A 24349-nucleotide genomic window follows, 5' to 3' on the forward strand; every position below is an offset into this window, starting at 1 on the left:
AACGTTCCAGAATCGGGATCCAGCGACCTTCTCGAAGGAGAGAACATGAGCGACAGCATCGGCGTCGCCGTCATCGGCGCGGGCATGGCGGGCAAGGCCCACATGGCGGCATGGCGGAACGCACCCTCCCTCTTCACCTCGACGCTGCCGCCGGTCCGGCTCGTCTCGGTCGGCGACGTCTACGAGCCCCTCGCCGCCGACGCCGCACGGCGCTTCGGCTACGAGCGGCACGACACCGACTGGCGAGCCATCGCGGCAGCGGACGACATCGACGTGGTGAGTGTGGTCGTCGCGAACACCCTGCACCGCGAGATCGTCGAGGGGCTGCTCGCCGCCGGCAAACACGTGCTGTGCGAGAAGCCGCTGTCCGACTCGCTCGACGATGCCCGCGCGATGGCGTCCGCCGCTGCCGAGGCCGCCCAGCGCGGGGTGCTCGGTCGCATCGGGTTCACCTACCGCCGGGCTCCCGGCCTCGCGGCCATCAAGGAGCTCGTCGAGGACGGCACGCTCGGCCGGGTCCTGCACGTCTCCGGCCGGTACTGGACCGACTACGGCGCCTCGCCCGACGTCCCGTTCTCGTGGCGCTTCGCCGGGGCGCCGGGATCCGGCGCGCTCGCCGACGTCGGCTCGCACCTGTCCTACGTCGCCGAGTTCCTCGCCGGCCCGGTCCGGAGCGTCAGCGGTGGGACGTTCACCACGTCGATCACCGAGCGACCCGTGGCCGCCGGACATGCCCTGCGGGGGCAGGCCGTCCCGCTCACCGATGAGACCGCGGCCGTCGGCAACGACGACTACGCCACGTTCAGCGCACGGTTCGGCGACGGCACGGTCGTCGGGTCGCTCGAGGCCTCACGCGTCGCGGCCGGGCACCCGAACGGCCTCGTCATCGAGGTGTTCTGTGAGCGCGGTGCCGCCCGCTGGGACCAGGAGCGCGCCTCTGAGATCGGCCTCGCGCTGCAGTCCGACGGCTCGCGCACGGGTGGGTACCGCCAGGTCGTGCTCGGCCCCGACCACCCCTACGTCGCGGGTGGCATGGCGATGGACGCCCCGGGGGTCGGCTGGGGGCAGAACCAGATGTTCGAGTACCAGGCGCGGGCGTTCCTCGACGAGATCGCGGGGCTGTCCGGCGCCGCGCCCGACGCCCTGCCCGCGAACGCCACGTTCGACGACGGCGTGCACAACATGGAGGTCCTCGACGCGGTGGCACGATCCGCCGCGGCCGGGGGCACGTCCGTCGACGTTGCCGACGCCGTCGTCCCGACCACGCAGGGTGGTGTCCGCGCATGAAGCTCGGTCTCTACAACGCGATCCTGCACGACCGCCCCCTCGCCGACGCGCTCCGGGTCATCGCGGCCAACGGCCTCACCGGCATCGAGCTGAACACCGGCGGGTTCCTGCCCCCGGTGCACGTGCCCGACATCGACGCGATCCTGCAGGACGACGGGGCGCGTGACGCGTTCCTGGCGCAGTTCGCGGGGACCGGCGTCACCATCGCCGGGCTCAACTGCAACGGCAACCCGCTGCACCCCGACCCGGCGATCGGCCCCGCGCACGCCGAGGACGTCCGGCGGAGCATCCGCCTCGCGGCCCGCCTCGGGCAGGACCGCGTCGTCACGATGTCCGGACTGCCGGCGGGGGAGCCGGGTGGCACGAGGCCGAACTGGATCGTGAACGCCTGGAACTCGGCCGCGCTCGACGTCCTCGAGCACCAGTGGAGCGTCGCGGTGCCGTTCTGGCAGGAGATCGACGCCCTGGCCCGGGAGCACGGTGTGCAGGTCGCGCTCGAGCTGCACCCCCAGAACCTCGTCTTCAACCCGGCGTCGATCCGGGAGCTCGTCGAGCGCGGCGGGCTGACCAACGTCGGGGTGGAGCTCGACGCCTCGCACCTGTTCTGGCAGCAGATGGACCCGGTGGCGGTCGCCCGCGACCTCGGCCCGCTCGTGTTCCACGCCGCCGCGAAGGACGTCCGGATCAACCCGCACGCCGCGATCAACGGGGTGCTCGACAACTCGTTCCGCCGGTTGTCGCCGGACGAGTCACGCACGAACCTCGGCGGCGACGAGTGGGCGAACGAGTGGCCGACGCCGTCGGCGTGGGACTTCGTCGCGCTCGGCAAGGGCCACGACGAGGCGTACTGGACGACGTTCCTCGATGCGCTGCGTGCGATCGACCCGGACATGTGGGTGAACATCGAGCACGAGGACACCGAGCTCGGGCGCGAAGACGGGGTCGCGGTCGCCGCGCGCGTGCTGCGCGCCGCGGACGCGGCGCTGGCGCCCCGGTCCTGACCGTCCGCCGGCCGGTCCGGGCACTGTCTGGAGGCCCGTGGGCCGTTCCGCGCACGAGGTGACGGATCGGCGTGTGGTGGGCCGTGCCTCCCGGCCCCACCACACGCGGATCGGCCGCCGTTGCGCGGAACGACCAGTCCGTGCACCCGTACCGGGTGCTGTCACCGGCCCGATGTAGCATGCACGACACCTGTCCCCGACGATGGAGCCCTGCGTGCCGGAGCCGACCCACCCCGCCTTCCCGCTCGAACACGTGCGGGCGGTGGGCGACGACATCGTGGCCTCGGTCGCCACGGTGATCGACGGCAAGGCGGAAGCCATCCGCACGGCCCTGACGGTGATGCTCGCCGAGGGACACCTGCTCGTCGAGGACGTCCCCGGCGTCGGCAAGACCGTGCTCGCCAAGGCGCTCGGCGCCTCGGTCGGCGGGTCCGTGAACCGCATCCAGTTCACCTCGGACATGCTGCCGTCCGACGTCACGGGCGTGAACATCTTCGACCAGTCGTCCGGCACCTTCCGGTTCTCGCCCGGCCCGGTGTTCGCGAACGTGGTCATCGGCGACGAGATCAACCGCACCAGCCCGAAGACCCAGTCGGCCCTGCTCGAGGCGATGGCGGAGTCGCAGGTCACCGTCGACGGGGTGACGCGTCCGCTCGACCGGCCGTTCATGATCGTCGCGACGCAGAACCCGATCGACATGGAGGGCACGTACCCGCTGCCCGAGGCGCAGCGCGACCGATTCATGGCGCGCATCGCGATGGGCTACCCGAGCGTCGACGCCGAACGGCAGATGCTCGCGAACCGCGGCGGCAGCGACCCGCTGTCGCGCCTGCGGCCGATCGTCGACGTCGGCACGCTGCGGGCGATCATCGAGACCGTCGCAGGGGTGCACATCGCCCCCGACGTCGAGGCGTACATCATCGCGATCGTCCGGTCGACGCGCACCCATCCCGACCTCGTGCTGGGTGCGAGCCCCCGCGCGACGCTGCACCTGGCGCAGGCGGCCCGTGCGCACGCAGCCCTGCTCGGCCGCCCGTTCGTCACCCCCGACGACGTCGCGACGCTCGCCCCGATCGTGCTCGCGCACCGGCTCGTGCCGGTCGCCCGCGGGCTCGGCGGCACCGGCGAGGACACCGTGCGCGAGATCGTCGTCCACATCGTCTCCGACACCGCCATCCCGTTCACGGCCACCCCCGTCCGCTCCTGATGGCCGGTCCATCGGCACCGCCGTCGCTGCTGCGACGCGTCGGTGCCGCGCGGTCCACGGCGGCACGGTTCGGCCGCCGCGGGCTGTCGTTGGCCCGACGCACCCCGTTCCCGCGCCCGACGATCCGGGGCTGGACGGTCATCGCCGTCGGCATCGGCCTGGTCGGCGGCGGTCTGGTCGGCACCACGAGCGTCGCCGTCACGGCCGGCCTGCTGCTGCTCGTCCTGGTCGTGCTCGGCATCGTGATGGCGTTCGTCGTCGCCACCCCGCTCCGCGGCAGCCGCAGCACCGCACGGGCGATCGTCCAGGTGGGCGAGGTCTACCGGGAACGCATCACCCTCGGCAGCACCAGCCTGCGGATCGGCCCGCGGGCGACGCTGCTCGTGCGCGAACAGCTCGAGGACGCCTTCGCCAGCCTGGCCGAGGCGGAGACCTACGCCGAGGTCGGGCCGAACCTGCCGCCGGCAGTGCTCGACGTCGAGGCGCTCGCGATGCACCGCGGCCGCTCGCTGGTCGGCCCCGTGACGATCCGGGTCGAGGACCCGTTCGGCCTGCTCCGCATCGACCGACCCGTCGTCCCTGCTGAGGAGGTCGTCGTCGTCCCGGCCTCGGCCCCCCTCGGGGCGATCGACGCCGGGGCGCTCGCCGGTGCGGTCTCGGCCGACGAGGGCCGGGTCGGACAGGGTGGTTCCGCCGACGACAGCGAACTCCGCCCCTACCGACCGGGTGACCCGATCCGCCGGGTGCACTGGGCCCAGAGTGCTCGGCGCGGTGAACTGCACGTCCGCCAGACCACCCAGGCCCAGCCGCCCGAGGCCGTGATCGCCCTCGACGTCCGGCGCGAGTCCTACCAGCGGCTCGGTCGAGAGGACCTCGCCGAGCTGTCCGACCTGGGCGGCGACCAGGCCTTCGAACACGCCGTCGTGGTGGCCGCCAGTGTCGCCCGGGCGCTCGCCGCCCGGACCTCCCGTGTCGTGCTCGTGTTCGACGGTCCCGAAGGCGCGACCCGGCACGCGGGCGACGTCGGCGGGCTCACCGACGTGCTCGTCGGGCTCGCCGACGTCCGGCTCCGCTCCGACGCCCGCGAAGTCACCGACGTCCTGCCCGAGGTCCGTGGCCGCGACGTGCACGGCATGACCGCCGTCGTGACGGGCACCTGCACCGCGGAGGAAGCCGCCGAACTCGTCAGCGCGACCAGCGGGTCGAGCCGCGGCATCCTGGCGACGATCGTGCCGCCGGACCCGGCCGTGCGGGGCATCCTCGACCGCGGCGGCTGGCGGACCCTCGTGGTGCCGGTCGTCGGCGCGACGCCGTCCGGGGCCGCACGGTGACCGGGGTGAGCGCACCGGCGCGTGGCCGTGCCGACGTGCGCGAGATCCTCGACCGCGACGACGACCTGCGTGACGTCCCGAGCGCCTGGGTCGTGGCCCTCGCGCCGGTGCCCGTGCTCCTCGCCGCCCTCGCCATCCGGCCGCTCGTGCAGGGCATCGCCTGGTGGGCATCGGGTGTCGTCGTCGTCGCCGTGCTCGTCGCCGTTATGCTCGCCGTGCGCCGCCAGACGCCCGGCATCCGCTTCGTCGTCCTGGTCGGCACGGTCATCGCCTGCTCGTGCGCCGCCGCACTGGTCAACGACATCCAACCGCTCGGGTGGCTCGACGCCGACGGAGCCCTCGGGGAGACGCTCGCCGCGATCCGCCTGAACCCCGCACCACTGCCGCAGACCGACGCGATCCGGCTCGTCGTCACCGCGTCGATCGGCTGGGTCGCTGCGGTCTCGCTGTTCCTCGCCGCCATCGCGCGGATCCCGTCGCTCGCCGCTGCCCCGGCCCTCGTCATCCTGATCGTGCCGGGCGTCATCACCGGGCAGCCCGCCGGCACCCCGCTCGTCATCACCACGGCGGTGGCGTTCCTCGCCCTGCTCTGGCTGTCCGTGCGTCCGGTGCAGCGCGCACTGCCGGCCGCGGTCGTCGGGGCGATCGGGCTCGTCGTGGCCATCGGGCTGCCGACGATCGTGCCGCTCAACGCCAGCTGGTTGTCCGGCGTGACCGGTGCGATCCAGTCGCCGATCCAGCCCGGACGGCCCGGCACCCTGCTCGAACTCGGCAACGACCTGCGCCGTCCGAGCGAGCTCGAGGTGTTCCGCTACCGCTCGTCGGACGGGCAGCCCGAGTACCTCAAGCTCGCCGACCTCGACGAGTTCGGCACGGGGGACTGGGTGCCGACCGTGACGAACGCGGCCGAGGCCGACACGGCCGACGAACAGCAGTGGGCCGAGGGCGTCAACCCGCGCCTGGCGAGCCGTGGCGACGTGACCGTCCGGATCACCGGGCTGTCCAGCACCTACCTGCCGGTCCCGTCGGGTGCGGTGTCGATCGAGTCGCAGTCCACCAACCTCGACCTGTCGCAGTGGCGGTGGATGGGGAACTCGAGCACCGTCCGGTCGACCGGAGCCGCGACCGCCCGCGGCGCGATGTACGAGGTCTACGGGGCTTCGACGTTCGCCAACGACTACCTCGACGCGGTCGCCGCTTCGGGGGTGCTCGCCCGCTCCGACGGCCGTGGCTTCCGGGAGCCCAGCCGCCAGCAGCTGCGCACCGACCTCGCCCTGCCCGACGACCTGCCCGCCAACATCTCGACCACCGCGACCCGCGTCGCCGCAGCCGCGACCGACGACTACGGGCGGGCGCGGGCACTCGAGCAGTGGTTCCGCAGCGACCTGTTCACGTACTCCGAGACCGCTCCCGTCGAGCAGGGCTACGACGGCGACAGCATGGACGTCGTCTCGACGTTCCTGAAGGTCCGCGACGGGTACTGCGTGCACTTCTCGTCCGCGATGGCCGTGATGGCCCGGACGCTCGGCATCCCCTCGCGCATCGCGGTCGGGTACCGGGCCGGGTCGCCGCAGCCCGACGGCGAGTACGCGGTGTCGAACCGGCAGCTGCACTCCTGGCCGGAGCTGTACATCCAGGGCGCCGGGTGGGTCGCCTTCGAGCCGACGCCCGACTCCGACGAGGCCGCGCCGTCCGAGGAGCCCTCGGCCTCGCCGACCGCGGCGGCATCGGAGACCCCGCTGCCGGCACCCGAGCAGACCACCCCGGCGGACGAATCAGCGTCACCGACCCCGTCGGCGTCCCCGGTTCCGGGTGCCACGGGTGCGTCCGGCACCGGCGGCGGCGGAGGACCGGTCGGGCTGCTCGTGGGCCTGCTGCTCGTGCTCGCGGTCCTCGTCGCCCCGGGCCTCGTGCGTGCTGTTCGCCGTCGGTCGAGGCTGTCGGCGATCGCTGCCGGTCGGTCACCCGCCGTGCAAGCGTGGCGCGAGTTGCTCGACGACGTCGCCGACCACGGGTACGCCCCCGGCCTCGCGCCGCCGGGTGACGCCGCCGCCGTGGCCCGGACCGCCCGAGCCGTGCTCGGACGCCTGCGTCCCGGGCTGCCGGAGTCGGTCGTGCCGCACCTGGAGGCCGCGGTCGACGCGGTCGATCGCGAACGCTTCGCCGCCGATGGGGCCTCATCGGTGGACACGGCGGCGTTGGAACGTCACGTCCGCGACGCTCGGGAGGCGCTCGACGCCTCGGTCTCCACGGTGCGCGTCGTGCGGTCGCGCCTGTTGCCGCCGAGCCTGCTGCCGTCGTCCGCCTGGTCCCACGACGGGCCGAAGCCCCGCCGTCGGGATCGTCGCACGGCCTGACGCGGGCGCGTGCCGGTTGGCGGGTGTTGCACGGTGCGGGGTTCGTCGGGTGGTGCGTGGTTGGTGGCTCGGTGCGGGGCTGTAGGCGTGCACGGGGCGGTCGAGCGGACACGGGGTGGCGAACCTCGCACGGTGCTGGCTCTGTTGGGCGATGGCTCGGCGGGTGTTGCACGGTGCGGGGTTCGTCGGGTGGTGCGTGGTTGGTGGCTCGGTGCGGGGCTGTAGGCGTGCACGGGGCGGTCGAGCGGCCACGGGGTCGCGAAACTCGCACGGTGCGGGCTCTGTTGGGCGATGGCTCGGCGGGTGTTGCACGGTGCAGGGTTCGTCGGGTGGTGCGTGGTTGGTGGTTCGGTGCGGGGCTGTAGGCGTGCACGGGGCGGTCGAGCGGCCACGGGGTCGCGAACCTCGCACGGTGCGAAGCCCCGACCGCCGCGCCGCGCCTCGCCGCCGCCCGCCGCCCGCCAGCCGCCGCCCGCGCCCGCCCGCGCCGCCGAGCGGGGCGCCGCGCGTCAGCGCCGGCGGATGACCGCCTCGACCAGCGTCGCGATGAGCTCGCCCGGATCGACCCCGGGCAGCGCCGGCGCGTCGAACACCAGGCCGACGTTCGCCCCGATGAGCACGGTCGCGAACTCCTCCGGTGTCATGCCGACCTCGACCTCGGGGTGGGCACCGAGCCAGAGCCGCACCAGCTCCAGTACTCCGTCCTGCAGGATCCGGCGCTGCCGGATGAACTCCGGCAGGAACTCGGGGTGCCGGACGGCGTACCCACGGAACGCCGAGAGCAGCGCGAACTGCTCGCTCTGGTCGTTCTGCCCGAACGCGGCGCGCAGGACGTCACCGACGTCGACGGCGGCGATGTCCGCGTGCACGAGTTCCTGCAGTGAGCCGAGCACGACGTTCGTGGACCGCTGCATGACCTGGGCGAGCAGGTCTTCCTTGGACGAGAAGTTCGAGTAGACCGCACCCTTGCTGAACCCCGCGCGCGCTGCGACGTCGTCGAGCCGCGCGCCGTACACACCCTGTTCGGCGAAGACCGCGGCTCCGGCGGCGAGCAGGCGTTCCCGGACCTCGGCACGCGGGATGCGCTGGGTGGGGGAAGCGTCGTCGCTCATCGGTTGCTGCTCCGACCTGTGCTGGTGGTCGTCGGGGAGAGCATCGTGGTGGAGACCTGCCGCGCCGCGCGTCTGATCCCGCGCGGCATCAGCGAAGCCCCCATCCCCACGTCTGCTCGGAACCGCCGCGTTCGGGTCGCGTCGGTGCTGTGCGGACAGCGTTCACCGGGACGTTGCCCGGCAGAACTGCCAGGTCGATACCCGGCGGTACTGATCGTACCGTCGCGGAGCGCCGGAGGACAGCCCCTCAGTCCTCGTGCTCTTCTCGGACACTGCCGGCACCGGTCCGACGGCCCGGGCGCCGGAGCAACCGGAGCGCGTCCGGCCGCAGGCTCCGACCCCGCCGGAGCAGCGAACCGAGGGTCGACTTCGGCTGCCAGTCACGGCCGTTCGGCAGCCCCCAGCCCCGCCGGACCGCTCCCCAGCGGAGCCCGAGCGACAGGGTGATCGCGAGCAGGATGCCGAGCGACGGCGACCCGAGCGCCGAGGCGATCACCATCACGGCCGACGCAGCGACGGCCACGGTGGCGTACAGCGCGTTCCCGCCGAACACCGCCGGCACCCGCCGCAGCAGCAGGTCACGCATGGCCCCGCCGCCGACCGCGGTGATGGTCCCCATGATGATCGCGGCGGGCCAGTCGAGCCCGGCGTCGTAGGTCCGCTGCACGCCGACCACGGCCCAGAACCCGATCACGGCGGCGTCGAGCACGGTGAACAGCCGGTCCCAGGTGAGCTCGGAGAACGACACGAGGAACGCGATGAGCGCCCCGGCGACGGCGACCGGCACGTACAGCGGATCGACGAGCGCGACGGGTGGCCCGTTCTGCAGCAGGGTGTCGCGGAGCATCCCGCCGCCGAGTCCGGAGACGAACCCGACGACCAGGAACCCGAACAGGTCGAAGTCCATCGCGCGGGCGATGGAGCCGCCGAGCAGGGCGGACGCGAAGACCCCGGCGAGGTCGAGCACGTTCGTGACCGACGCCAGGCCGTCGACGGACAGCAGGTTCATGAGAACCATCAAACATCACGTCGCACGACTGGCGGGCCGTTCGGTGGTTAGGTTAGCCTCACCTTCGTCATGCTCGCCACTCTCGTCATCGGTCTCCGTGAAGGCCTCGAAGCCACGCTCATCGTCGGCATCATCGCCGCGTTCCTGCGTCGCAACCGCGTTCCGCTCACCCCGATGTGGTCGGGCGTCGGGCTCGCGGTGCTGCTCAGCATCGCCGTCGGCTTCGGGCTGCAGGCCGTCGAGCAGGCGCTGCCGCAGGCCCAGCAGGAGGGCATGGAGGCGGTCATCGGCATCGTCGCCGTCGTCTTCGTCACGGGCATGATCGTCTGGATGCGCACGCACGCGCGCACCCTGACCGCCGACCTCGAGGCCAGTGCGACCGCTGCCCTCGGCCGTGGCACCGCCTGGGCCCTCGCCGGCATGGCGTTCCTCGCCGTCCTGAAGGAGGGCTTCGAGACCTCGGTGTTCCTCCTCGCCACGTTCCAGGCGTCGTCGGACACCGGCCTCGCCGCCCTCGGTGCCGTGATCGGCATCGCGGCCGCGGTCGTCGTCGGCTTCGGCATCTACACCGGTGGCGTCCGCCTCAACCTGTCGCGGTTCTTCACCGGCACCGGGGTCTTCCTGGTGTTCGTCGCGGGTGGCCTGGTGCTGACCGTCCTCCGCCGCGCGCACGAGGCCGGCTGGATCGTCATCGGCCAGCAGCGCACCGTCGACCTGTCGTGGCTCGCCCCGAGCGGTTCGGTGCAGGGTGCCCTGGTCACCGGCGTGCTCGGCATCCCGCCGGACCCGCGGGTCATCGAGGTGCTCGGCTGGTTCCTCTACGTGGTCCCGGTGCTGGCCCTGACGCTCTGGCCGCGCGCGTGGCGTCCGTCGCCGGACCGCGTGCCCCGGGTGCGCGCCGTCGTCGCCGGCGCACTCGCCGTGGCCGCAGCGGCACTCGCGATCGCCGTGCCGACGGGCGGGGTCGACCTGCCCCGCACCACCGCGGTCAGCGGCGACGCCAGCTCCGTCTCGGCCAGCGTCGACGGTGCGTCCGGCGTCCTGCGCGTGGCGGGCACCGGCCGGGAGGCCCGGATCACCCTGCCGACGTCGGCCCACCGCCGCGTCACCCGCGCGGGCGTGGCCGCCGACCGGTGGCGCGTCGTGCAGGACGGGGACAGTGCGCAGGGGAGCGGTGCCGACCGTCCGTCGACGCTGACGCTCGACGACCTCGTCACCCTGTTCGGCCGCCTGCCCGTCGGGGTCTCCCCGTCGACGAACCCCGGCCCCTTCGCGGCGCGCTGGGCCGTGCGCGACACGGTGACCCTGTGGACCGTCCGCGGTGGGGTCCTGGACGCGACCCGCGACGAACGCGAGGTGCTGACGCTGAGCGGTGGGGGCCTCCCGTCCGCGCGCACCACGACCCTGGACCGCACCGTCTGGTCCGTCCCCGACGCCCGCGTCGAGCGGTCGGCCGCCTCGGTGGCCGCAGCGGACTCGCGGTCCGCCGACCTGCTGCTCTGGAAGGCCTGGCTGCCGATCGCCCTGGGCATCGCGGCCGCCGCGCAGGCGCTGCTGGCCCTCCGTGACCGCCGTCGCCGGCGACTCCCCACCGCCCCCACCCCCGAACCCGTCCCCGCTCGTGGCCCTCCGGCCGCGGACCCTGCAAGGAGCACCGACCATGTCCTTCGGTAAGCCCGTCCGACCCCTGATCACCCTGGGCGCCCTCGGCGCCGTCACCGCCCTCGCACTCACCGGGTGCGCCGACGGGTCCACCGGAGCCGACGGCTCCGGCTCCGGCTCCGGCGACGCGAAGGTCTCCCGCGTCACCATCACGCTCACCAACGACGGGCAGGACGCCTGCGCGGTGTCCTCGACGAAGGTCCCCGCGGGCCCCGTCACCTTCACGGTCAAGAACGAGTCGTCGACCGCGATCACCGAGGTCGAGCTGCTGCAGGACCAGCGGATCCTCGGCGAGAAGGAGAACCTGGCGCCCGGCCTCGACGCCGTCCGCTTCACCGCCACGCTGACCGGCGGGAAGTACCAGGTGTACTGCCCCGGCGCCGAGACCGAGCTGACGGACTTCACCGTCACCGGCAAGGCCGCGTCGACCGCGAACAGCAGCGCCTCGACCCTGCTCCGCGACGGGACGAAGGGGTACGCGACCTACGTCGACGGCCAGGTCACCGACATGGTCGCCGCGGTCGAGCAGATGCAGGAGCACATCGACGCTGGCGACCTCGACGCGGCGAAGACCGACTACGCGAACGCCCGTCCGTTCTACGAGCACGTCGAGAGCGACGTCGACGGCTTCGTCAAGAAGGGCTTCACGGCCACCGACAACGCCGGCAACCTCGACTACCTGATCGACATGCGCGCCTCGAACCTCGACCCGGCCGTCGGCTGGAGCGGGTTCCACGCCGTCGAGAAGGACCTGTTCCAGGCCGGGAAGATCACCGCGTCGACGAAGCAGACCGCCGCGGACCTGACCGAGGACGTGCAGCTGCTCGCGAAGCTCGTGCCGACGCTGGACTACAAGCCGGAGGACCTGGCGAACGGTGCCGCGGGTCTGCTCGAAGAGGTGCAGTCGAACAAGATCACCGGCGAGGAAGAGGCGTACAGCCACATCGACCTCGTCGACCTCGCCGCCAACGTCGAGGGCGCCCGTCAGGCCTTCGCGTACCTCAAGCCGGGGCTGACCAAGCTCGACCCGACCCTGACGAAGCAGATCGCGAAGCAGTTCGACGCCACGAACACGATGATGGACGGCTACCGCGACGCCGACGACCTGGGCGGTTTCGCCACGTGGGACGCCGCCACCAAGAAGTCCGACGCGAACACGATCTCGCAGCAGATCCAGGCGCTCCAGGACCCGCTGTCCCGCCTGGCCGAGAAGGTCGCGACCGCGTGACCGAGCCGGACGAGGCACCGCGGGCGGACGACGCACCCCGGGCGAACGTCTCCCGCCGTGGTCTGTTCGGCGCCGGCCTGGCCGTGGCCGGTGCCGGGGTCGGCGCGGCAGCGGGCATCGGCGGCGCCACCGCGGCGACCGGCGTGAACCCGTTCACGGCGGCGACGAACGGCGACGAGTCGATCGACCTGTCGCAGAGCCAGCCGTTCTACGCCACCGCGGCACGGCAGCCGCAGGGCGGGATCCGCACCACCCCGCAGCGGTACTGCGTCTACATGACGTTCGACCTGTCGACGACCGTCACGACCGAGCTGCAGGTGCTCCTCGCCCGCTGGTCGGCCGCGATCGCCCAGCTGCAGGCCGGCAAGACCGTCGGCAGCGTCGAGCCGGCACACGGCAACGGGGTCGGTGCCGACACCGGCGAGGCGCTCGACCTCGGGCCGGCGTCCCTGACCGTCACGGTGGGCCTGGGACCCGGCGTCTTCGACGAGCGCTTCGGGCTCGCCGACCGCCGTCCGGCCTCGCTCGCCGACATCCCGACGCTGCCGAGCGACAACCTGCAGGCGGGGCTGACCGGCGGGGACCTGTCCCTGCAGGCCTGCGCCGACGACCCCCAGGTGGCGTACCACGCGGTGCGCGACCTGGCACGGATGGCCCGCGGCACCGCGACCGTCCGCTGGACCGTGCTCGGCTTCGGCCGGGCATCGGCCGGGCCGCACCAGAGCACGCCCCGCAACCTGATGGGGTTCAAGGACGGCACCCGCAACATCACGACCGACGCCGACCACGACCGGTTCGTCTGGCTCGACCGCGACGCCGGGTGGATGGCCGGCGGCAGCTACCAGGTGGTGCGGAAGATCCGGATGAACATCGAGACCTGGGACGCCGACGTCGTCAGCGACCAGCAGCGGGTGTTCGGGCGGACGAAGATCCAGGGCGCACCGCTCTCCGGCGGGCAGGAGCACACCACCCCGGACTTCCACGCCAAGGACGACGACGGTGTGACGAAGATCGACGCGACGTCGCACATCGCCCTCGCCGCGCACGAGGCGAACGGCGGCGTGAAGATCCTGCGCCGGCCGTACAACTACACCGACGGGCTCAACGAGTACGGCCAGCTCGACGCCGGGCTGCTGTTCATCGCCTACGTGAACGACCCGGACCACTTCACGCGGCTGCAGCGGAAGCTCGGCGCCTCGGACCGGCTGAACGAGTACGTCTCGCACATCGGCTCCGCGGTGTTCGCCGCGCCGCCGGCACCCCGCAAGGGGTCGTACATCGGCGAGCAGCTGTTCCGCTGAGCTGAGTCGCTGACACGCGAGGGTGGGCGCCCTCCGCCGTTTCCCTGGAGGCGGAGGACGCCCGCGTCGCGGAGTCTCGCCGAACGGAACCACCGTCGACTTGCTGAAAGCGACCCGGCACGACGCGTCGCGGTGCGACAACCCCGAGAGTACCCCGCGGATCCGCGGATCCGCAGTGATCGACCGGGATGGGACAGCAACCGTGACCGCCGGGTCGCGCGGGGTGTGCGCCGGACGTGCTCCGGGCCTCCTGACCGACGCGAAGGGGCCGCCTCACCAGGGTGAGACGGCCCGTTCGCGTGGGTGCCCGCAGGCTGTGGGTCAGTCCGTCAGGACCGTCGCGGCACGTCGTGCGCGGTTGCGGCGGAGGACCACGAGTGCCGTGATCCCGGCGAGCAGGAGCAGGCCCGCCGCGATCGCCGGAGCGGTCAGGTCCGCACCCGTGTAGGCGAGGTCGCCACCGGCGCGCGGGTCGTCGTCGGTCCCGCCGACGCCACCGATGCCGGCGTCGTCACCGTCACCCGCGCCGGGGCCGGGGACGACCCCGCCACCCGGGTTCGGGGTCGGAGCCGGGGTCGGATCGACCGGGTCCGTGGGGTCGGTCGGGTCCGTCGGGTCGGTCGGGTCGACCGCTGCGGCGACCGGGATCGTCACGGCGAGGGTGACGGTCTGGCCACCCGGCAGGGTGACGACGAGCGGCGCGTCCGTCGTGGCGACCGGTTCGGCCACCGCGGCGAGCGAGACGGAGCCGGCGGTGCGGGCGGCGGCGCGTGCCGCCGGGGCCTCGATCTCGGGCACCGTGACGGTCAGGGTCGCGCGACCCTGCTCGTCGTTCTTGTCCGTGATCGTCGGGTCGATCGCCGACGATGCGAGCTCCTTGCCGTCCGCGGTGACCGAGACGGAGCCAGCCTTCGCCGGGTCCTCGCTGCTGAACACGAGCGACGACAGGTCGAGCTCGATCGCGTCACCGGGCTGGAAGCCACCGGCCGGGGTCGGTGTGACCGTGACGCCGACGGCGCGCTGGTCGGCCGGGGGTGTGACCTTCGGGTTGGCGAGGAAGTAGTCCACCTGGGCCTGCAGGTCGACCTGGCCGGAGTCGGCGACGTTCGTGCCGGTCGCGAAGGCGGCGAAGTTGTCGCCACCGGTCGACAGGAACGAGTTGACGGTCACCTTGAGGGTGTCGGTCAGCGCGATCGCCTCGCCGTCGAGGGTCATCGCGGTGATGCGCTCGCCGCGACCCTTCGACGGGTCGTAGGTGTACGCGAAGCCGTCCGAGACGCCGAGCTTCAGGAACGGACGCTCGAGGCCGTCCGGCTGCCACTGCTGCTCGAGGGCGTTCTTGATCTGCCGGCCGGTCATGTCCTTCGTCACCAGGGTGTTGGCGAACGGCTGGACGAGCGCGGCCTCCTTGTAGGTGACGGTGCCGTCCGGGTCGCCGGCGCCGCTGGACGCGTAGACCATGTCGGTGCGGAGGCCGCCCGGGTTCATGAAGGCGACCTGCGAGCCGTTCCGCTCGGTGGCGCTGCGCTGGACCTCGGCGATGTAATTGCCCAGGACGGACTCGCCGCCGCGGTTCTCGGCCTTGCGGTCGGACTGCACGGCGCGACGCAGGTCACCCGTGATCTCGCCGAGCTTCTCGCCGCCCTTGACGTCGGCGACGGCCTTCGCGGCGGTCACGATGTCGCTCACCTCGGTCACCGAGGTGGTGTCGGCGGGGACACGCTTGTCCTCGTTGACGGGGGTGACCGAGGACGTGATGCCGGTGAGCTGCTTGTCCGCGTCCACCGTGAGCTGCAGGTGTCCGAGGTTCACCCCGTAGGACCCGGCCTGGATCACCGGACGCTTCGTGCCGTCGGGGCCCGCGACGGAGTGGTTGTACGTCGCGTGGGTGTGCGCCGACACGATGGCCGAGACCTTCGACGAGACGCCCGAGGTGATCTTGCCGAAGGCGCCGGTGCCGGTGGCGTCGGTGAGCGCACTCGTGGTGGCGCCCTCGTGCACGAGCAGGACGAGCACGTCGGCCTCGCCGTTGTCGTCCTTGCCGTCGGTGAGCTGCTCGGCGTACCGGTTGACCTGGCTGACGATCGGGGCCATCGCGAGGCCCTTCACGCCGCCGGGGCTGACGAGCCCGGGGATGAGGTCCTCGGTGGTGGCACCGATGAAGCCGACCTTGACGCCGCCCTTCTCCACGATGGAGTACGGCGTGAACGCGGGGTCGGTGGTGCCGGCCTTGACGATGTTCGCCGAGACGTACGGCCAGTCGGCACGGTCCTCGATGCGGCCGGTCAGGTCGTCCTGGCCCTTGTCGAGCTCGTGGTTGCCGATCGCGCTGACGTCGAGGTCCATGGCGTTCAGGGCGTCGATCGTGGGGGAGTCCTGCTGGATGAGCGAGGTGAAGGTCGAGGCGCCCACGTTGTCGCCGACGCTGGCGAAGATCGTGTTCGGGTTGGCCTCGCGGTACGACTGCACGACGCCGGCGAGCTTCGCGGCGCCGGCGGCCTTGTCGGCGGCGGTGCCCTCGGACTCGATGCGACCGTGGAAGTCGTTGACGTCGATGATGTCGATCGTCGTGTCGCCCTCGGCGGCGACGGCTGCGGACGGGACGGACAGTGCGACCAGGACCCCGGCGGTGGCGAGGGCCGCGCCGGCGCCGAGGCGTCGTCGGGTCGTCGCACCGGCGGTTCCGGTGGTGTGGGAAGTGTTCATCGCCGTCGAACCTACGAAGACGCACAGGCGACTCGCCAGACCCCTGCGCAACTCGTCACACGACGTTCACACGGCCGTCCCCTCCGCTCGGCCGACCTGGTTCAGTCGCGGCCGAGGGCGCCCTTCACCCGCTCGGTGACCTCGGTCGCCATCGCCTTCGCGGAGTCCTTCACGACGTCGAACTCGACCGGGTCACCCTTCAGCAGGCTCTTCGCCGTGTTGATCGCGTACTCCTTCGTGATGTGCGGGGGCAGCGGCGGGACGCTCCGGCTCACGTACGCGTCGATGAGGGTGACCCCCTGGTGGGCGAAGGCCCGCTCGACCGCCGCCTCGACCTCGGAGTCCTCGTGCACCGCGATGCCCTGGAACCCGAGCAGCGTCGCGTACCCGGCGTAGTCGATCGACTCGACGTCCTGCGAGCCGCGCCACATCGGGTTGCCGTCCTCGGTGCGCATCTCCCACGACACCTGACCGAGGTCGTCGTTGTGCATGACCACGATGACGAGCTGCTGGTTCGGCCAGGCCGCCAGGTACTTCTTCACGGTGATCAGCTCGTTCATGCCGAGCATCTGGAAGGCACCGTCGCCGATCGTGCACACCGCCGGACGGTCCGGGAACGCGAACTTCGCCGTCACCGCGTACGGCATCGCCGCGAGCATCGTCGCGAGGCGGCCGGACATGTCGCCGCGCATGCCCTCGCGCAGCCGGATGTGGTGGCCGTACCAGTCGGCGGTCGTGCCGGCGTCCGCGGTGACCGTGACGCCGTCGGGCAGCCGGTCGTTGACGGCCTGGATCACCCGGCGCGGGTTCACCCCGTCGTCGTAGGCGACCTCGGACTGCGCACGCATCTCCGACTCCCACTCGCGCATCTCGTCGGCCACCGTCTCTTGGAAGGACTTGTCGGTCTTCTGCTCGAGCAGCGGGAGCACCGCGTCGAGCGTCGAGCCGACGTCGCCCCACAGGTTCAGCTCGGTCGGGTACCGCAGGCCGAGCTGCTCCGGCTTGATGTCGACCTGGATGCCCCGGGCCTGCCCCGACTTCGGCATGTACTCGCCGTACGGGTAGTTCGTGCCGAGCAGCACGAGGGTGTCGCAGTCGCGGATCTGGTGCAGCGACGGCAGCGACCCGAGCAGCCCGAGCTGCTGCGAGTGGTACGGCACGTCGGACGGGATCACGTCCTTGCCACGGAGCGCCGTGATGATCCCCGCGCCCGCCTTCTCGGCGGCGGCGAGCACCTGGGCCGTCGCACCACGCGCGCCCGCACCGACCAGGAACGTCACCTTCGACCCGGCGTTGATGATCTCCGCCATCTTCCGGACCTCGTCGGCGGGCGGCGTGATCCGGGTGGACGCGGGGACGTCGCTCGACCGCGAGGCCCAGTGCTCGAGCGGCGGCGCGTCGTACGCCATCGCCTGCACGTCGTGGGGCAGCACGACGACGGCCGGCTGCTTGCGGAGCGACGCCGTGCGGAACGCGGTGTCGAGCACCACACCGACGGCTTCGGGCGTGGCCACCGTCTGCACGTAGCAGGCGACGTCGGCGAACACGCGCTCCAGGTTCGACTCCTGCTGCGTGAACGACCCCATCGCCGCGAGCCCCTGCTGGCCGACGATCGCCACCACCGGCTGGTTGTCCATCTGCGCGTCGTACAGACCGTTCAGCAGGTGGAAGGCGCCGGGACTCGACGTCGCGACGCAGACCCCGACCTCGCCGGTGAACTTCGCGTGCGCGGTCGCCATCAGCGCCGCGATCTCCTCGTGCGTGGGGCGGACGTACTCCAGGCCGTCGCCCTTCGACGCCGCCTTGCCGAGCGCGCCGTCGAAGGCGCCGATCCCGTCGCCGGGGTACCCGAACACGCGGGAGACCCCCCACGCCTTGATGCGGTCGATGACGAAGTCGCTCACGGTCGTGCTCATGGCACCAGCGTGCGCGGGCGCGCACGGGTCCGTTCACAGGCACCGGACTGGAGGCCCGGATCACGTGACCGACGTCGGTCACGTGATCCGGGCCTCCAGACCAGGGCCCTGTGCTCGTTGCCGGTGGGTGCTCGCTACTGCTCCTGCGCGATCAGCGGACGCAGCGTGCGGTGCGCGATGCGCAGCCCCTCGAGCACCCTGTCGTCGGTGCCGCCCCAGAGCGGGTCCTCGTGCTCGACGCTCAGCGTGCCGTCGAAGCCCGCCTCGTAGAGGCGGTCGACGACGCGCGGCCAGTCCACGACGCCGCGGCCCGGCACCCGGAACCGCCACCAGCCCATGTCCCACGGGTCGTCGCCCTTGTCGACCTTGCCGAAGAACCCGTACTCGTTGCGCCGCTCGGGGAACAGCTCGAGGTCCTTCGCCTGGGCGTGCACGATGTGCTCGGCGAACGGCAGGATCGTCTCGACCGGGTCGATGCCGATCCACGTCAGGTGCGACGGGTCCCAGTTCAGGCCGAAGCCCAGGCCGGTGACCCAGCCCCAGAGCTCGGGGGAGTACGCGATGTTGCCGGGGTACCCGTCGGGGTGCCAGCCCTCCATCACGCAGTTCTCGATGATGAGCCGAACGCCCCGCTCGCCGGCGTAGTCGACGAGCTCGGGCAGGACCCGGTTCCCCTCGGCCATGTTCTCGCGGACGGACTTCGTGGTGTCGCGGCCGATGAAGGTGCCGACGTACGGGATGCCGAGCGTCTGCGCGGTGTCGATGGCGTGCTTGAGGTGGATCCGCACCGCTGCCCGGTGCTCCGGGTCCTGGTGCAGGTTGTTCTCGTAGTACGCGAGCGCCGAGATCTCGAGGCCCGTGCGGTCGAGCAGGGCGCGGGTGGCCAGGGCGTCCTCGTCCGTGAACGTGGCGACCGGCAGGTGCGCCGCCTCGAAGTCGCGGCCGCCGGTGCCCGGCCAGACGGCGACCTCGAGCCGCTCGTAGCCCTGCTGCTGGGCGAACCCGGCGATCCGGTCGAGCGACCAACCGGGCAGGCAGGCGGTCAGCATGCCGAGCTTCACCGGATCTCCCGCCAGGTCGTCTCAGCCGCGCTGCCGATCACGGCCTCGATGATGTCGGCGGAGCGGGCGCCGTCCGCGAACGTCGGCAGTCCGTCGGGGGCCACGCCGGTGCGGACCGCGGTGTAGGTGTCGGCGACGAAGGCCGCGAAGGCGTCGAGGTACCCCTGCGGGTGCCCGGCCGGCACGATCGCCAGCCGGCGCTGGTCCGGGTACCCCTGCGACGGGTCGCGGACCACGATCTGGGCGCCGCGCTCGTTGCCGAACCAGGCCGACTCGGGCTGCTCCTGGTCGAACGCCGCGCTTCCGCGGGTGCCGTCGACCTCGAACCACAGGCGGTTCTTCCGGCCCGACGCGACCTGCGAGATCACGACGTTCCCGATGCGACCCGTGGCGGTGCGGAAGGTGGCGACGGCGGTGTCCTCGGTGGTGACCTCGGCGCGTTCGGCCGCGTCGGCCACCGGGTCCGGGTCGGGGGAGCCGGAGAACGACGGACCGGACGCCGCCGGCCGCGTCGGGTAGACGATGTCGGTCGCGGCGGACACCGAGGCGAAGCGCTCACCCGTCACGAACTCGACCAGGTCGCACCAGTGCGAGCCGATGTCGGCGAACGCGCGGGACAGCCCGCTCGAGGTCGGGTCGACCCGCCAGCTCGAGGCGTCCTCGTCGAGCATCCAGTCCTGCAGGTAGTGGCCGTGCACCGCGAGCAGCCGGCCGAGCTCCCCGTCGGCGATGCGCGCCCGGATCTCGCGGACCATCGGGTGGTACCGGTACACGAACGGCACGGTGGCCACGACGCCGGCCTCTGCAGCGGCGGCGACGAGCTCTGCGGCCTGCGCGGGGTCGATCGCCAGGGGCTTCTCGCACACCACGTTGATGCCGGCCGCGATCACCGCGAGCGCCTGCGGGTGGTGCTGGTCGTTCGGGGTGCAGATGTGCACGACGTCGGGGGCGTCGGCGATGACCTCCTCGAGGGAGGCGTAGCCACGGGGCAGGTCGAGCTGCGCCGCCACCTGCTCGGACCGGGCGGCGTTCCGGCCGAGCACACCGAGGACCTCGGCACCGGAGGCCCGGGCCGCCCGGGCGTGGACGCCGGCGATCATGCCCGTCCCGACCACGGCGACACGGAGGCGTCGCCCTTCGTACCCACTGCTCATGGTGCTCCCTCGCGCCGGACTGACACCACCGTAGCGGCCCGGTCATCCACCGGGGCCGATGAGTACCGTCTGCTGCATGTCGAGCCTCCAGACCAGCCTGCTCATCCTCGGAGCCAGCGGCGACCTGTCCAAGCGCCTGCTCCTGCCCGGCCTCGCCACCCTGCTCCAGGTGAAGGACGACTGGGACGTCCAGCTCGTCGGGGCCGGTGTCGAGGACCTGTCCGACGCCGACTGGAAGGCGCAGGTGCGCGAGTCCTTCGAGAACGCGCAGGCGTCGAAGAACGAGGAGGACGAGGGCGCCTCGGGCGACACAGCGCTGCCGGAGCGACTGCAGGCCGTGGTCGACGCCTCCACCTACCGGAAGGCCGACGTCACCGACCCGGACGACCTGCGCGCACTGCTCGCCGCGTGCGAGCACGACCCCGCGATCTACTTCGCGCTGCCGCCGGCGGTCACCGAGAAGAGCTGCGAGCAGCTCGCCCACCTCGACCTGCCCGCCGGCACCCGCCTGGCGCTCGAGAAGCCGTTCGGCACCGACGCCGACAGTGCCTCGCACCTGAACGACCTGCTGCACTCGTTCATCCCCGAGGAACGCATCCACCGCGTCGACCACTTCCTCGGCCGCTCCACCGTCCTCAACCTGCTCGGGCTGCGCTTCGCCAACCGCATCATCGAACCGCTGCTCTCGTCGCAGCACGTCGAGCGCGTCGACATCGTCTACGACGAGACCCTCGGTCTCGAGGGCCGGGCGCGCTACTACGACAAGGCCGGGGCGCTCACCGACATGATCCAGAGCCACCTGCTGCAGGTGATGGCCGTCGTCGCGATGGAGGCCCCCGCCTCGATCAAGGCCGACGACCTGCGCACCCAGAAGGAACTCGTGCTGCGGGCCGTCCGACCGTGGGGCGGCGACGTCGTCACCGCGGGCAAGCGCGCCCGGTACACCGCCGGCACCGTCGGGGACCGCCAGCTGCCGTCGTACGTCGACGAGGACGGCGTGGACCCGTCGCTCGGCACCGAGACCCTCGCCCAGCTCACCCTGGAGATCGCGAACTGGCGCTGGGCCGGCGTCCCGTTCACCCTGCGGTCCGGCAAGGCGCTCGCCGCACAGCGCCGCGAGATCGTCATCACGTTCAAGGACTCCCCGCACGTGCCCGAGGGGCTCACCGGCACCGAGCTGCCCGACCGGCTGCGCATCTGGATCGCCCCGGACGAGATGCAGCTCGAGCTCAACGTCAACGGTGCCGGTGACCCGTACACGATCGACCACACCAGCCTCGAGGTGACCTTCAACCCCGGGCGACTGAGTGCCTACGGCGAGGTGCTGGCCGGCGTGCTCGAGGGCGACGCCACGCTGTCGGTCCGCGGTGACAGCGCCGTGCAGGGCTGGAAGGTCGTCGGGCCGTTCCTCGACGCGTGGAAGGCCGGCAAGGCACCCCTCGACGAGTACGCCGCCGGGTCGGTCGGCCCCGACGGCTGGGACAACATCGAGGCCTGAGCCCGAGTGGGGGCGTAGCGTCGGGCGACGTGAACACCACCGACGACGTCCTGCAGACCGTTCCCGAACCCGCCGGCGCCGACATCCGTGTCGACGACGTCTCCTACGACCACGAGGGCACCGAACTGCTCGGCGTCCTCGCGAAGGACGCCGCGATCGCGGGCCGTCGTCCGGCCGTCCTCGTCGTGCACGACTGGCACGGCGTGAACGAGCACGTCGAGGCCCGGGTGACGATGCTCGCCCGGCTCGGCTACGTCGCGTTCGGCGCGGACATCTACGGCGCCGGTGTCCGCCCGGGCGACGACACGGCGGCCCAGGTCGCCGGCGGTTTCTACCAGGACCTGCCCCTGCTGCGCGCCCGCGCCACCGCCGGGCTCGAGCGACTGCTCGCCGACCCGGACGTCGACCCCGCCCGCGTCGTGGTGATGGGGTACTGCTTCGGTGGCTCGACCGCACTCGAACTCGCACGGACCGGGGCCGACCTGGTCGGTGCCGTGGCGTTCCACGGTGGCCTGATCGCGCACGACCCCTCGGACGCCGCGGACATCCGGGCGAAGCTGCTCGTCCTCACCGGGGGCGCCGACCCCGTCGTGCCGGACGAGGCCGTGCACGCATGGCAGGACGAGATGCGGGCTGCACCTCAGGTCGACTGGCAGGTCGTGACGTACTCGGGCGCGATGCACGCGTTCGCCGTGCCCGGCACCGACGCGCCGGACCACGGCGCGCAGTACCAGGAGCGTGCCGACCGCCGGTCGTGGCAGGCGCTCCGGGTGTTCCTGGCCGAGGTGTTCGACGAGGAGCCCGCGGCGCTGTGACGGAGCGGCCGTCGGAGACCGTTCGCGACACGCCGAGCACGGGGGCCGGAGGGGCTCGATTGGCGCCCGGGCCGCACCTGTTGTAGAGTCTTCCACGGCCGCAAGGCCACGCGCTCGTAGCTCAATGGATAGAGCATCTGACTACGGATCAGAAGGTTGGGGGTTCGAGTCCCTTCGAGCGCACAGGACGAAGAAGGGCCCCGGTGGATTCCACCGGGGCCCTTCGTCGTTCCGGCCGGCGCGGGTCATCTCCGTGCGACTCGGTGAGCAGAAACGGTCGAGTCCCGGGGACGGACTCGACCGTTCCTGCTCACGAAGTGGCGGGGGAGTACGGCTGGGCCGCCTCGATGACCTCGGATGCACCGGCGATGCCGAACGACGTGAAGAGCGGTGCCCACAGCGCCTTGAGCTGCGCCACGAGCTCGTCGTCGGTCAGCTGCGTCGAACCGTCCACCATCCCCAGCGTCGTGTTGAGGAGCAGCAGGACGGACGGCTGGACCTCGGCCGCGTCGACGTCCGCCGCCGCGACCCCGGCGCTGACCAGCTCGCCCCGCGTCATCTCGAACCAGTCGAAACCGCGCGGCACGGGCACGCCGGCCTTGCCGAGTTCGTGCAGGAGCCGGACCGCGCCGCCCGCGACCGAGCCCCGGCGGACGTCCATCCCGGTGGTCAGGAGGAACACCGTCAGCCGCTCGATGCCCGGCTGCGCGGGGAGTGCATCGAAGAGTTCACGCCAGCGCTGCTGCTGCAGCTCGATGACCGCCGTCGCCAGGTCCTTCTTCGACGGGAACAGGTGGTACCCGATCGCCGACTTCGGCTTCCCCATCGCCTCAGCGACGCGGGAGAACGTGGTCGCCTCGTAGCCGAACGCGGCGAACTGCTGCCCCGCGGCATCGATGATGGCTCGTCGAGAGGCCTCCATGGCGAGCTGCCGCTGGTTCATCTGGCGCGGTGTCCTTCCTCGCCCGGAGCCGAGCGATCAGTGAACACCACATCCTAGGGCCGCTCACGATGACGGCCCGTCCCCTGCCCGCGTCAGGCGGCGCAGAACGTGTGCCAGGCCACGTCGATCCCCTTCCGGTGCAGCGAGTCGAGTCCGACGTCGAGGTGCTTCCGCTCCGCGTCCACCAGGTGTGCGCACCGGTGCTCCTGGGCGACGGTCTGGGCCTGGCCGAGCGCGGTCACCAGGTCGGTGTCGATGGCGTCGAGCTGAGGCCGGATGGTCGTCAGGTCCGGTGCCGTCGTGGGTGCGGTCCACGGGTTGTGCGTCCAGTGGTTGATGAGGCCGCGCTGGACGACCTTGCTCGCGGCGATCTGCGCGCGGATGACCCGGGTCACCAGGACGGGGTCGACGCCCTGCTGCTCCGCCAGGGTCACCGCTTCGTCGACGACGGCCTGTTCGCGCACCGGGTCGGCGACCGGCTTGCCGCTGAGCCACTTCGACTCGGCCACCGGGTCGGCGAGCTCGAGCCGTCGGATGATGAGTGCGCCGATGGTGTCGAGCTCCGCCGTCGACGCCGCGGGACGGGAACCGTCGTGGGAGATGGTCATCGTGGAACCCGTCGGTTCGGCGGACGTGGGCAGGGGATCGGCGCTCGCTGCCGACGTCGGCAGCGCGATGCCCGCCGCGAGCAGGCCGAGGGTGAGCGCCGTCGCGGCGCTCCTGCGGGTGCGGTGGCGGGCGGGGTTCGGGGTGCTGGGGTG

The 24349-nt window shown here is 72.2% G+C and carries 18 protein-coding genes and 1 tRNA gene; 11 read left to right on the forward strand and 8 right to left on the reverse strand.

The genetic code is table 11. The features are described from left to right. Positions 1–45: 45 nt before the first annotated feature. The 5 genes from DEI98_RS16405 (at position 46) to DEI98_RS16425 (ending at position 7183) form a co-directional block, all read left to right on the forward strand. On the forward strand, positions 46–1287 hold the full coding sequence (locus tag DEI98_RS16405; protein ID WP_111101341.1) for a Gfo/Idh/MocA family protein: 1242 nt from the start codon (positions 46–48) through the stop codon (positions 1285–1287). Next, a complete protein-coding gene (locus DEI98_RS16410) occupies positions 1284–2288 on the forward strand; it encodes a sugar phosphate isomerase/epimerase (protein ID WP_111101342.1) in 1005 nt (334 codons plus the stop codon). Before DEI98_RS16405 ends, DEI98_RS16410 begins: the two co-directional genes overlap by 4 nt. A 202-nt stretch (positions 2289–2490) precedes the next feature. Then, positions 2491–3495, forward strand: coding sequence for a MoxR family ATPase (locus DEI98_RS16415; protein WP_111101343.1), 1005 nt, complete (start codon positions 2491–2493; stop codon positions 3493–3495). Further along, entirely contained in the window at positions 3495–4826 is a 1332-nt protein-coding gene (locus tag DEI98_RS16420) for a DUF58 domain-containing protein (protein WP_071406486.1), read from the forward strand. Before DEI98_RS16415 ends, DEI98_RS16420 begins: the two co-directional genes overlap by 1 nt. Positions 4827–4831: 5 nt before the next feature. Then, positions 4832–7183 (forward strand): transglutaminaseTgpA domain-containing protein, encoded by a 2352-nt coding sequence (locus DEI98_RS16425; RefSeq protein ID WP_146243547.1) that lies wholly within the window; start codon positions 4832–4834, stop codon positions 7181–7183. Between the two features lie 509 nt (positions 7184–7692). On the opposite strand, the gene DEI98_RS16430 is transcribed toward DEI98_RS16425, so the two are convergent. Both DEI98_RS16430 and DEI98_RS16435 read right to left on the reverse strand, forming a co-directional pair. Further along, the gene (locus DEI98_RS16430; protein ID WP_111101345.1) at positions 7693–8295 is read right to left on the reverse strand and encodes a TetR/AcrR family transcriptional regulator; all 603 of its coding nucleotides are present in this window, start codon (positions 8293–8295) and stop codon (positions 7693–7695) included. 247 nt (positions 8296–8542) lie between these two features. After that, the gene (locus tag DEI98_RS16435) at positions 8543–9304 is read right to left on the reverse strand and encodes a trimeric intracellular cation channel family protein (RefSeq protein WP_071406483.1); all 762 of its coding nucleotides are present in this window, start codon (positions 9302–9304) and stop codon (positions 8543–8545) included. 69 nt (positions 9305–9373) lie between these two features. Here DEI98_RS16435 and efeU point away from each other — a divergent pair, with 69 nt between their 5' ends. Genes efeU through efeB form a run of 3 tightly spaced genes read left to right on the forward strand, consistent with a single transcriptional unit; the run spans position 9374 to position 13495 of the window. Next, positions 9374–10978, forward strand: coding sequence for an iron uptake transporter permease EfeU (gene efeU, locus DEI98_RS16440; RefSeq protein WP_111101346.1), 1605 nt, complete (start codon positions 9374–9376; stop codon positions 10976–10978). Further along, on the forward strand, positions 10965–12194 hold the full coding sequence (gene efeO, locus DEI98_RS16445; RefSeq protein WP_111101347.1) for an iron uptake system protein EfeO: 1230 nt from the start codon (positions 10965–10967) through the stop codon (positions 12192–12194). The genes efeU and efeO overlap by 14 nt, the downstream gene beginning before the upstream one ends. Further along, complete coding sequence (gene efeB / locus DEI98_RS16450; protein ID WP_111101348.1) at positions 12191–13495, forward strand: iron uptake transporter deferrochelatase/peroxidase subunit; 1305 nt, start codon at positions 12191–12193, stop codon at positions 13493–13495. The genes efeO and efeB overlap by 4 nt, the downstream gene beginning before the upstream one ends. A gap of 321 nt (positions 13496–13816) precedes the next feature. On the opposite strand, the gene DEI98_RS16455 is transcribed toward efeB, so the two are convergent. The 4 genes from DEI98_RS16455 to DEI98_RS16470 form a co-directional block, all read right to left on the reverse strand. Then, complete coding sequence (locus DEI98_RS16455) at positions 13817–16201, reverse strand: bifunctional UDP-sugar hydrolase/5'-nucleotidase (RefSeq protein ID WP_111101349.1); 2385 nt, start codon at positions 16199–16201, stop codon at positions 13817–13819. Between the two features lie 101 nt (positions 16202–16302). Continuing rightward, complete coding sequence (locus DEI98_RS16460; RefSeq protein WP_111101350.1) at positions 16303–18117, reverse strand: thiamine pyrophosphate-requiring protein; 1815 nt, start codon at positions 18115–18117, stop codon at positions 16303–16305. Between the two features lie 134 nt (positions 18118–18251). After that, entirely contained in the window at positions 18252–19178 is a 927-nt protein-coding gene (locus DEI98_RS16465; protein WP_111101351.1) for a sugar phosphate isomerase/epimerase, read from the reverse strand. Then, positions 19175–20332 (reverse strand): Gfo/Idh/MocA family protein, encoded by a 1158-nt coding sequence (locus DEI98_RS16470; RefSeq protein WP_071406476.1) that lies wholly within the window; start codon positions 20330–20332, stop codon positions 19175–19177. Before DEI98_RS16470 ends, DEI98_RS16465 begins: the two co-directional genes overlap by 4 nt. Positions 20333–20408: 76 nt before the next feature. On the opposite strand from DEI98_RS16470, the gene DEI98_RS16475 reads away from it, so the two are divergent. The 3 genes from DEI98_RS16475 (at position 20409) to DEI98_RS16485 (ending at position 22828) form a co-directional block, all read left to right on the forward strand. Further along, entirely contained in the window at positions 20409–21830 is a 1422-nt protein-coding gene (locus DEI98_RS16475) for a glucose-6-phosphate dehydrogenase (RefSeq protein ID WP_111101352.1), read from the forward strand. Between the two features lie 29 nt (positions 21831–21859). Next, on the forward strand, positions 21860–22645 hold the full coding sequence (locus DEI98_RS16480) for a dienelactone hydrolase family protein (RefSeq protein ID WP_111101353.1): 786 nt from the start codon (positions 21860–21862) through the stop codon (positions 22643–22645). Positions 22646–22755: 110 nt separating this feature from the next. Next, positions 22756–22828: transfer RNA gene (locus DEI98_RS16485), tRNA-Arg, on the forward strand. A 127-nt stretch (positions 22829–22955) separates the two neighbouring features. Here DEI98_RS16485 and DEI98_RS16490 read toward each other — a convergent pair. Together DEI98_RS16490 and aroQ are read right to left on the reverse strand one after the other, a co-directional pair. Then, positions 22956–23588, reverse strand: coding sequence for a TetR/AcrR family transcriptional regulator (locus DEI98_RS16490; RefSeq protein WP_111101354.1), 633 nt, complete (start codon positions 23586–23588; stop codon positions 22956–22958). 92 nt (positions 23589–23680) lie between these two features. Then, positions 23681–24349, reverse strand: a 669-nt coding sequence (gene aroQ, locus DEI98_RS16495) for a gamma subclass chorismate mutase AroQ (protein WP_258370910.1), incomplete at its 5' end; no start/stop codon positions are given.

This window comes from Curtobacterium sp. MCLR17_034, assembly GCF_003234485.1.
In the GTDB taxonomy this organism is placed as follows: Bacteria; Actinomycetota; Actinomycetes; order Actinomycetales; family Microbacteriaceae; genus Curtobacterium; species Curtobacterium flaccumfaciens.

Coding starts and splice junctions, on each gene's coding strand:
- DEI98_RS16435 (WP_071406483.1), bottom strand. CDS start 9,304: ATGAACCTGCTGTCCGTCGACGGCCTGGCGTCGGTCACGAACGTGCTC.
- efeO (WP_111101347.1), top strand. CDS start 10,965: ATGTCCTTCGGTAAGCCCGTCCGACCCCTGATCACCCTGGGCGCCCTC.
- DEI98_RS16405 (WP_111101341.1), top strand. CDS start 46: ATGAGCGACAGCATCGGCGTCGCCGTCATCGGCGCGGGCATGGCGGGC.
- DEI98_RS16460 (WP_111101350.1), bottom strand. CDS start 18,117: ATGAGCACGACCGTGAGCGACTTCGTCATCGACCGCATCAAGGCGTGG.
- DEI98_RS16415 (WP_111101343.1), top strand. CDS start 2,491: ATGGAGCCCTGCGTGCCGGAGCCGACCCACCCCGCCTTCCCGCTCGAA.
- DEI98_RS16470 (WP_071406476.1), bottom strand. CDS start 20,332: ATGAGCAGTGGGTACGAAGGGCGACGCCTCCGTGTCGCCGTGGTCGGG.
- efeU (WP_111101346.1), top strand. CDS start 9,374: ATGCTCGCCACTCTCGTCATCGGTCTCCGTGAAGGCCTCGAAGCCACG.
- DEI98_RS16420 (WP_071406486.1), top strand. CDS start 3,495: ATGGCCGGTCCATCGGCACCGCCGTCGCTGCTGCGACGCGTCGGTGCC.
- DEI98_RS16410 (WP_111101342.1), top strand. CDS start 1,284: ATGAAGCTCGGTCTCTACAACGCGATCCTGCACGACCGCCCCCTCGCC.
- DEI98_RS16490 (WP_111101354.1), bottom strand. CDS start 23,588: ATGAACCAGCGGCAGCTCGCCATGGAGGCCTCTCGACGAGCCATCATC.
- DEI98_RS16430 (WP_111101345.1), bottom strand. CDS start 8,295: ATGAGCGACGACGCTTCCCCCACCCAGCGCATCCCGCGTGCCGAGGTC.
- DEI98_RS16475 (WP_111101352.1), top strand. CDS start 20,409: ATGTCGAGCCTCCAGACCAGCCTGCTCATCCTCGGAGCCAGCGGCGAC.
- DEI98_RS16455 (WP_111101349.1), bottom strand. CDS start 16,201: ATGAACACTTCCCACACCACCGGAACCGCCGGTGCGACGACCCGACGA.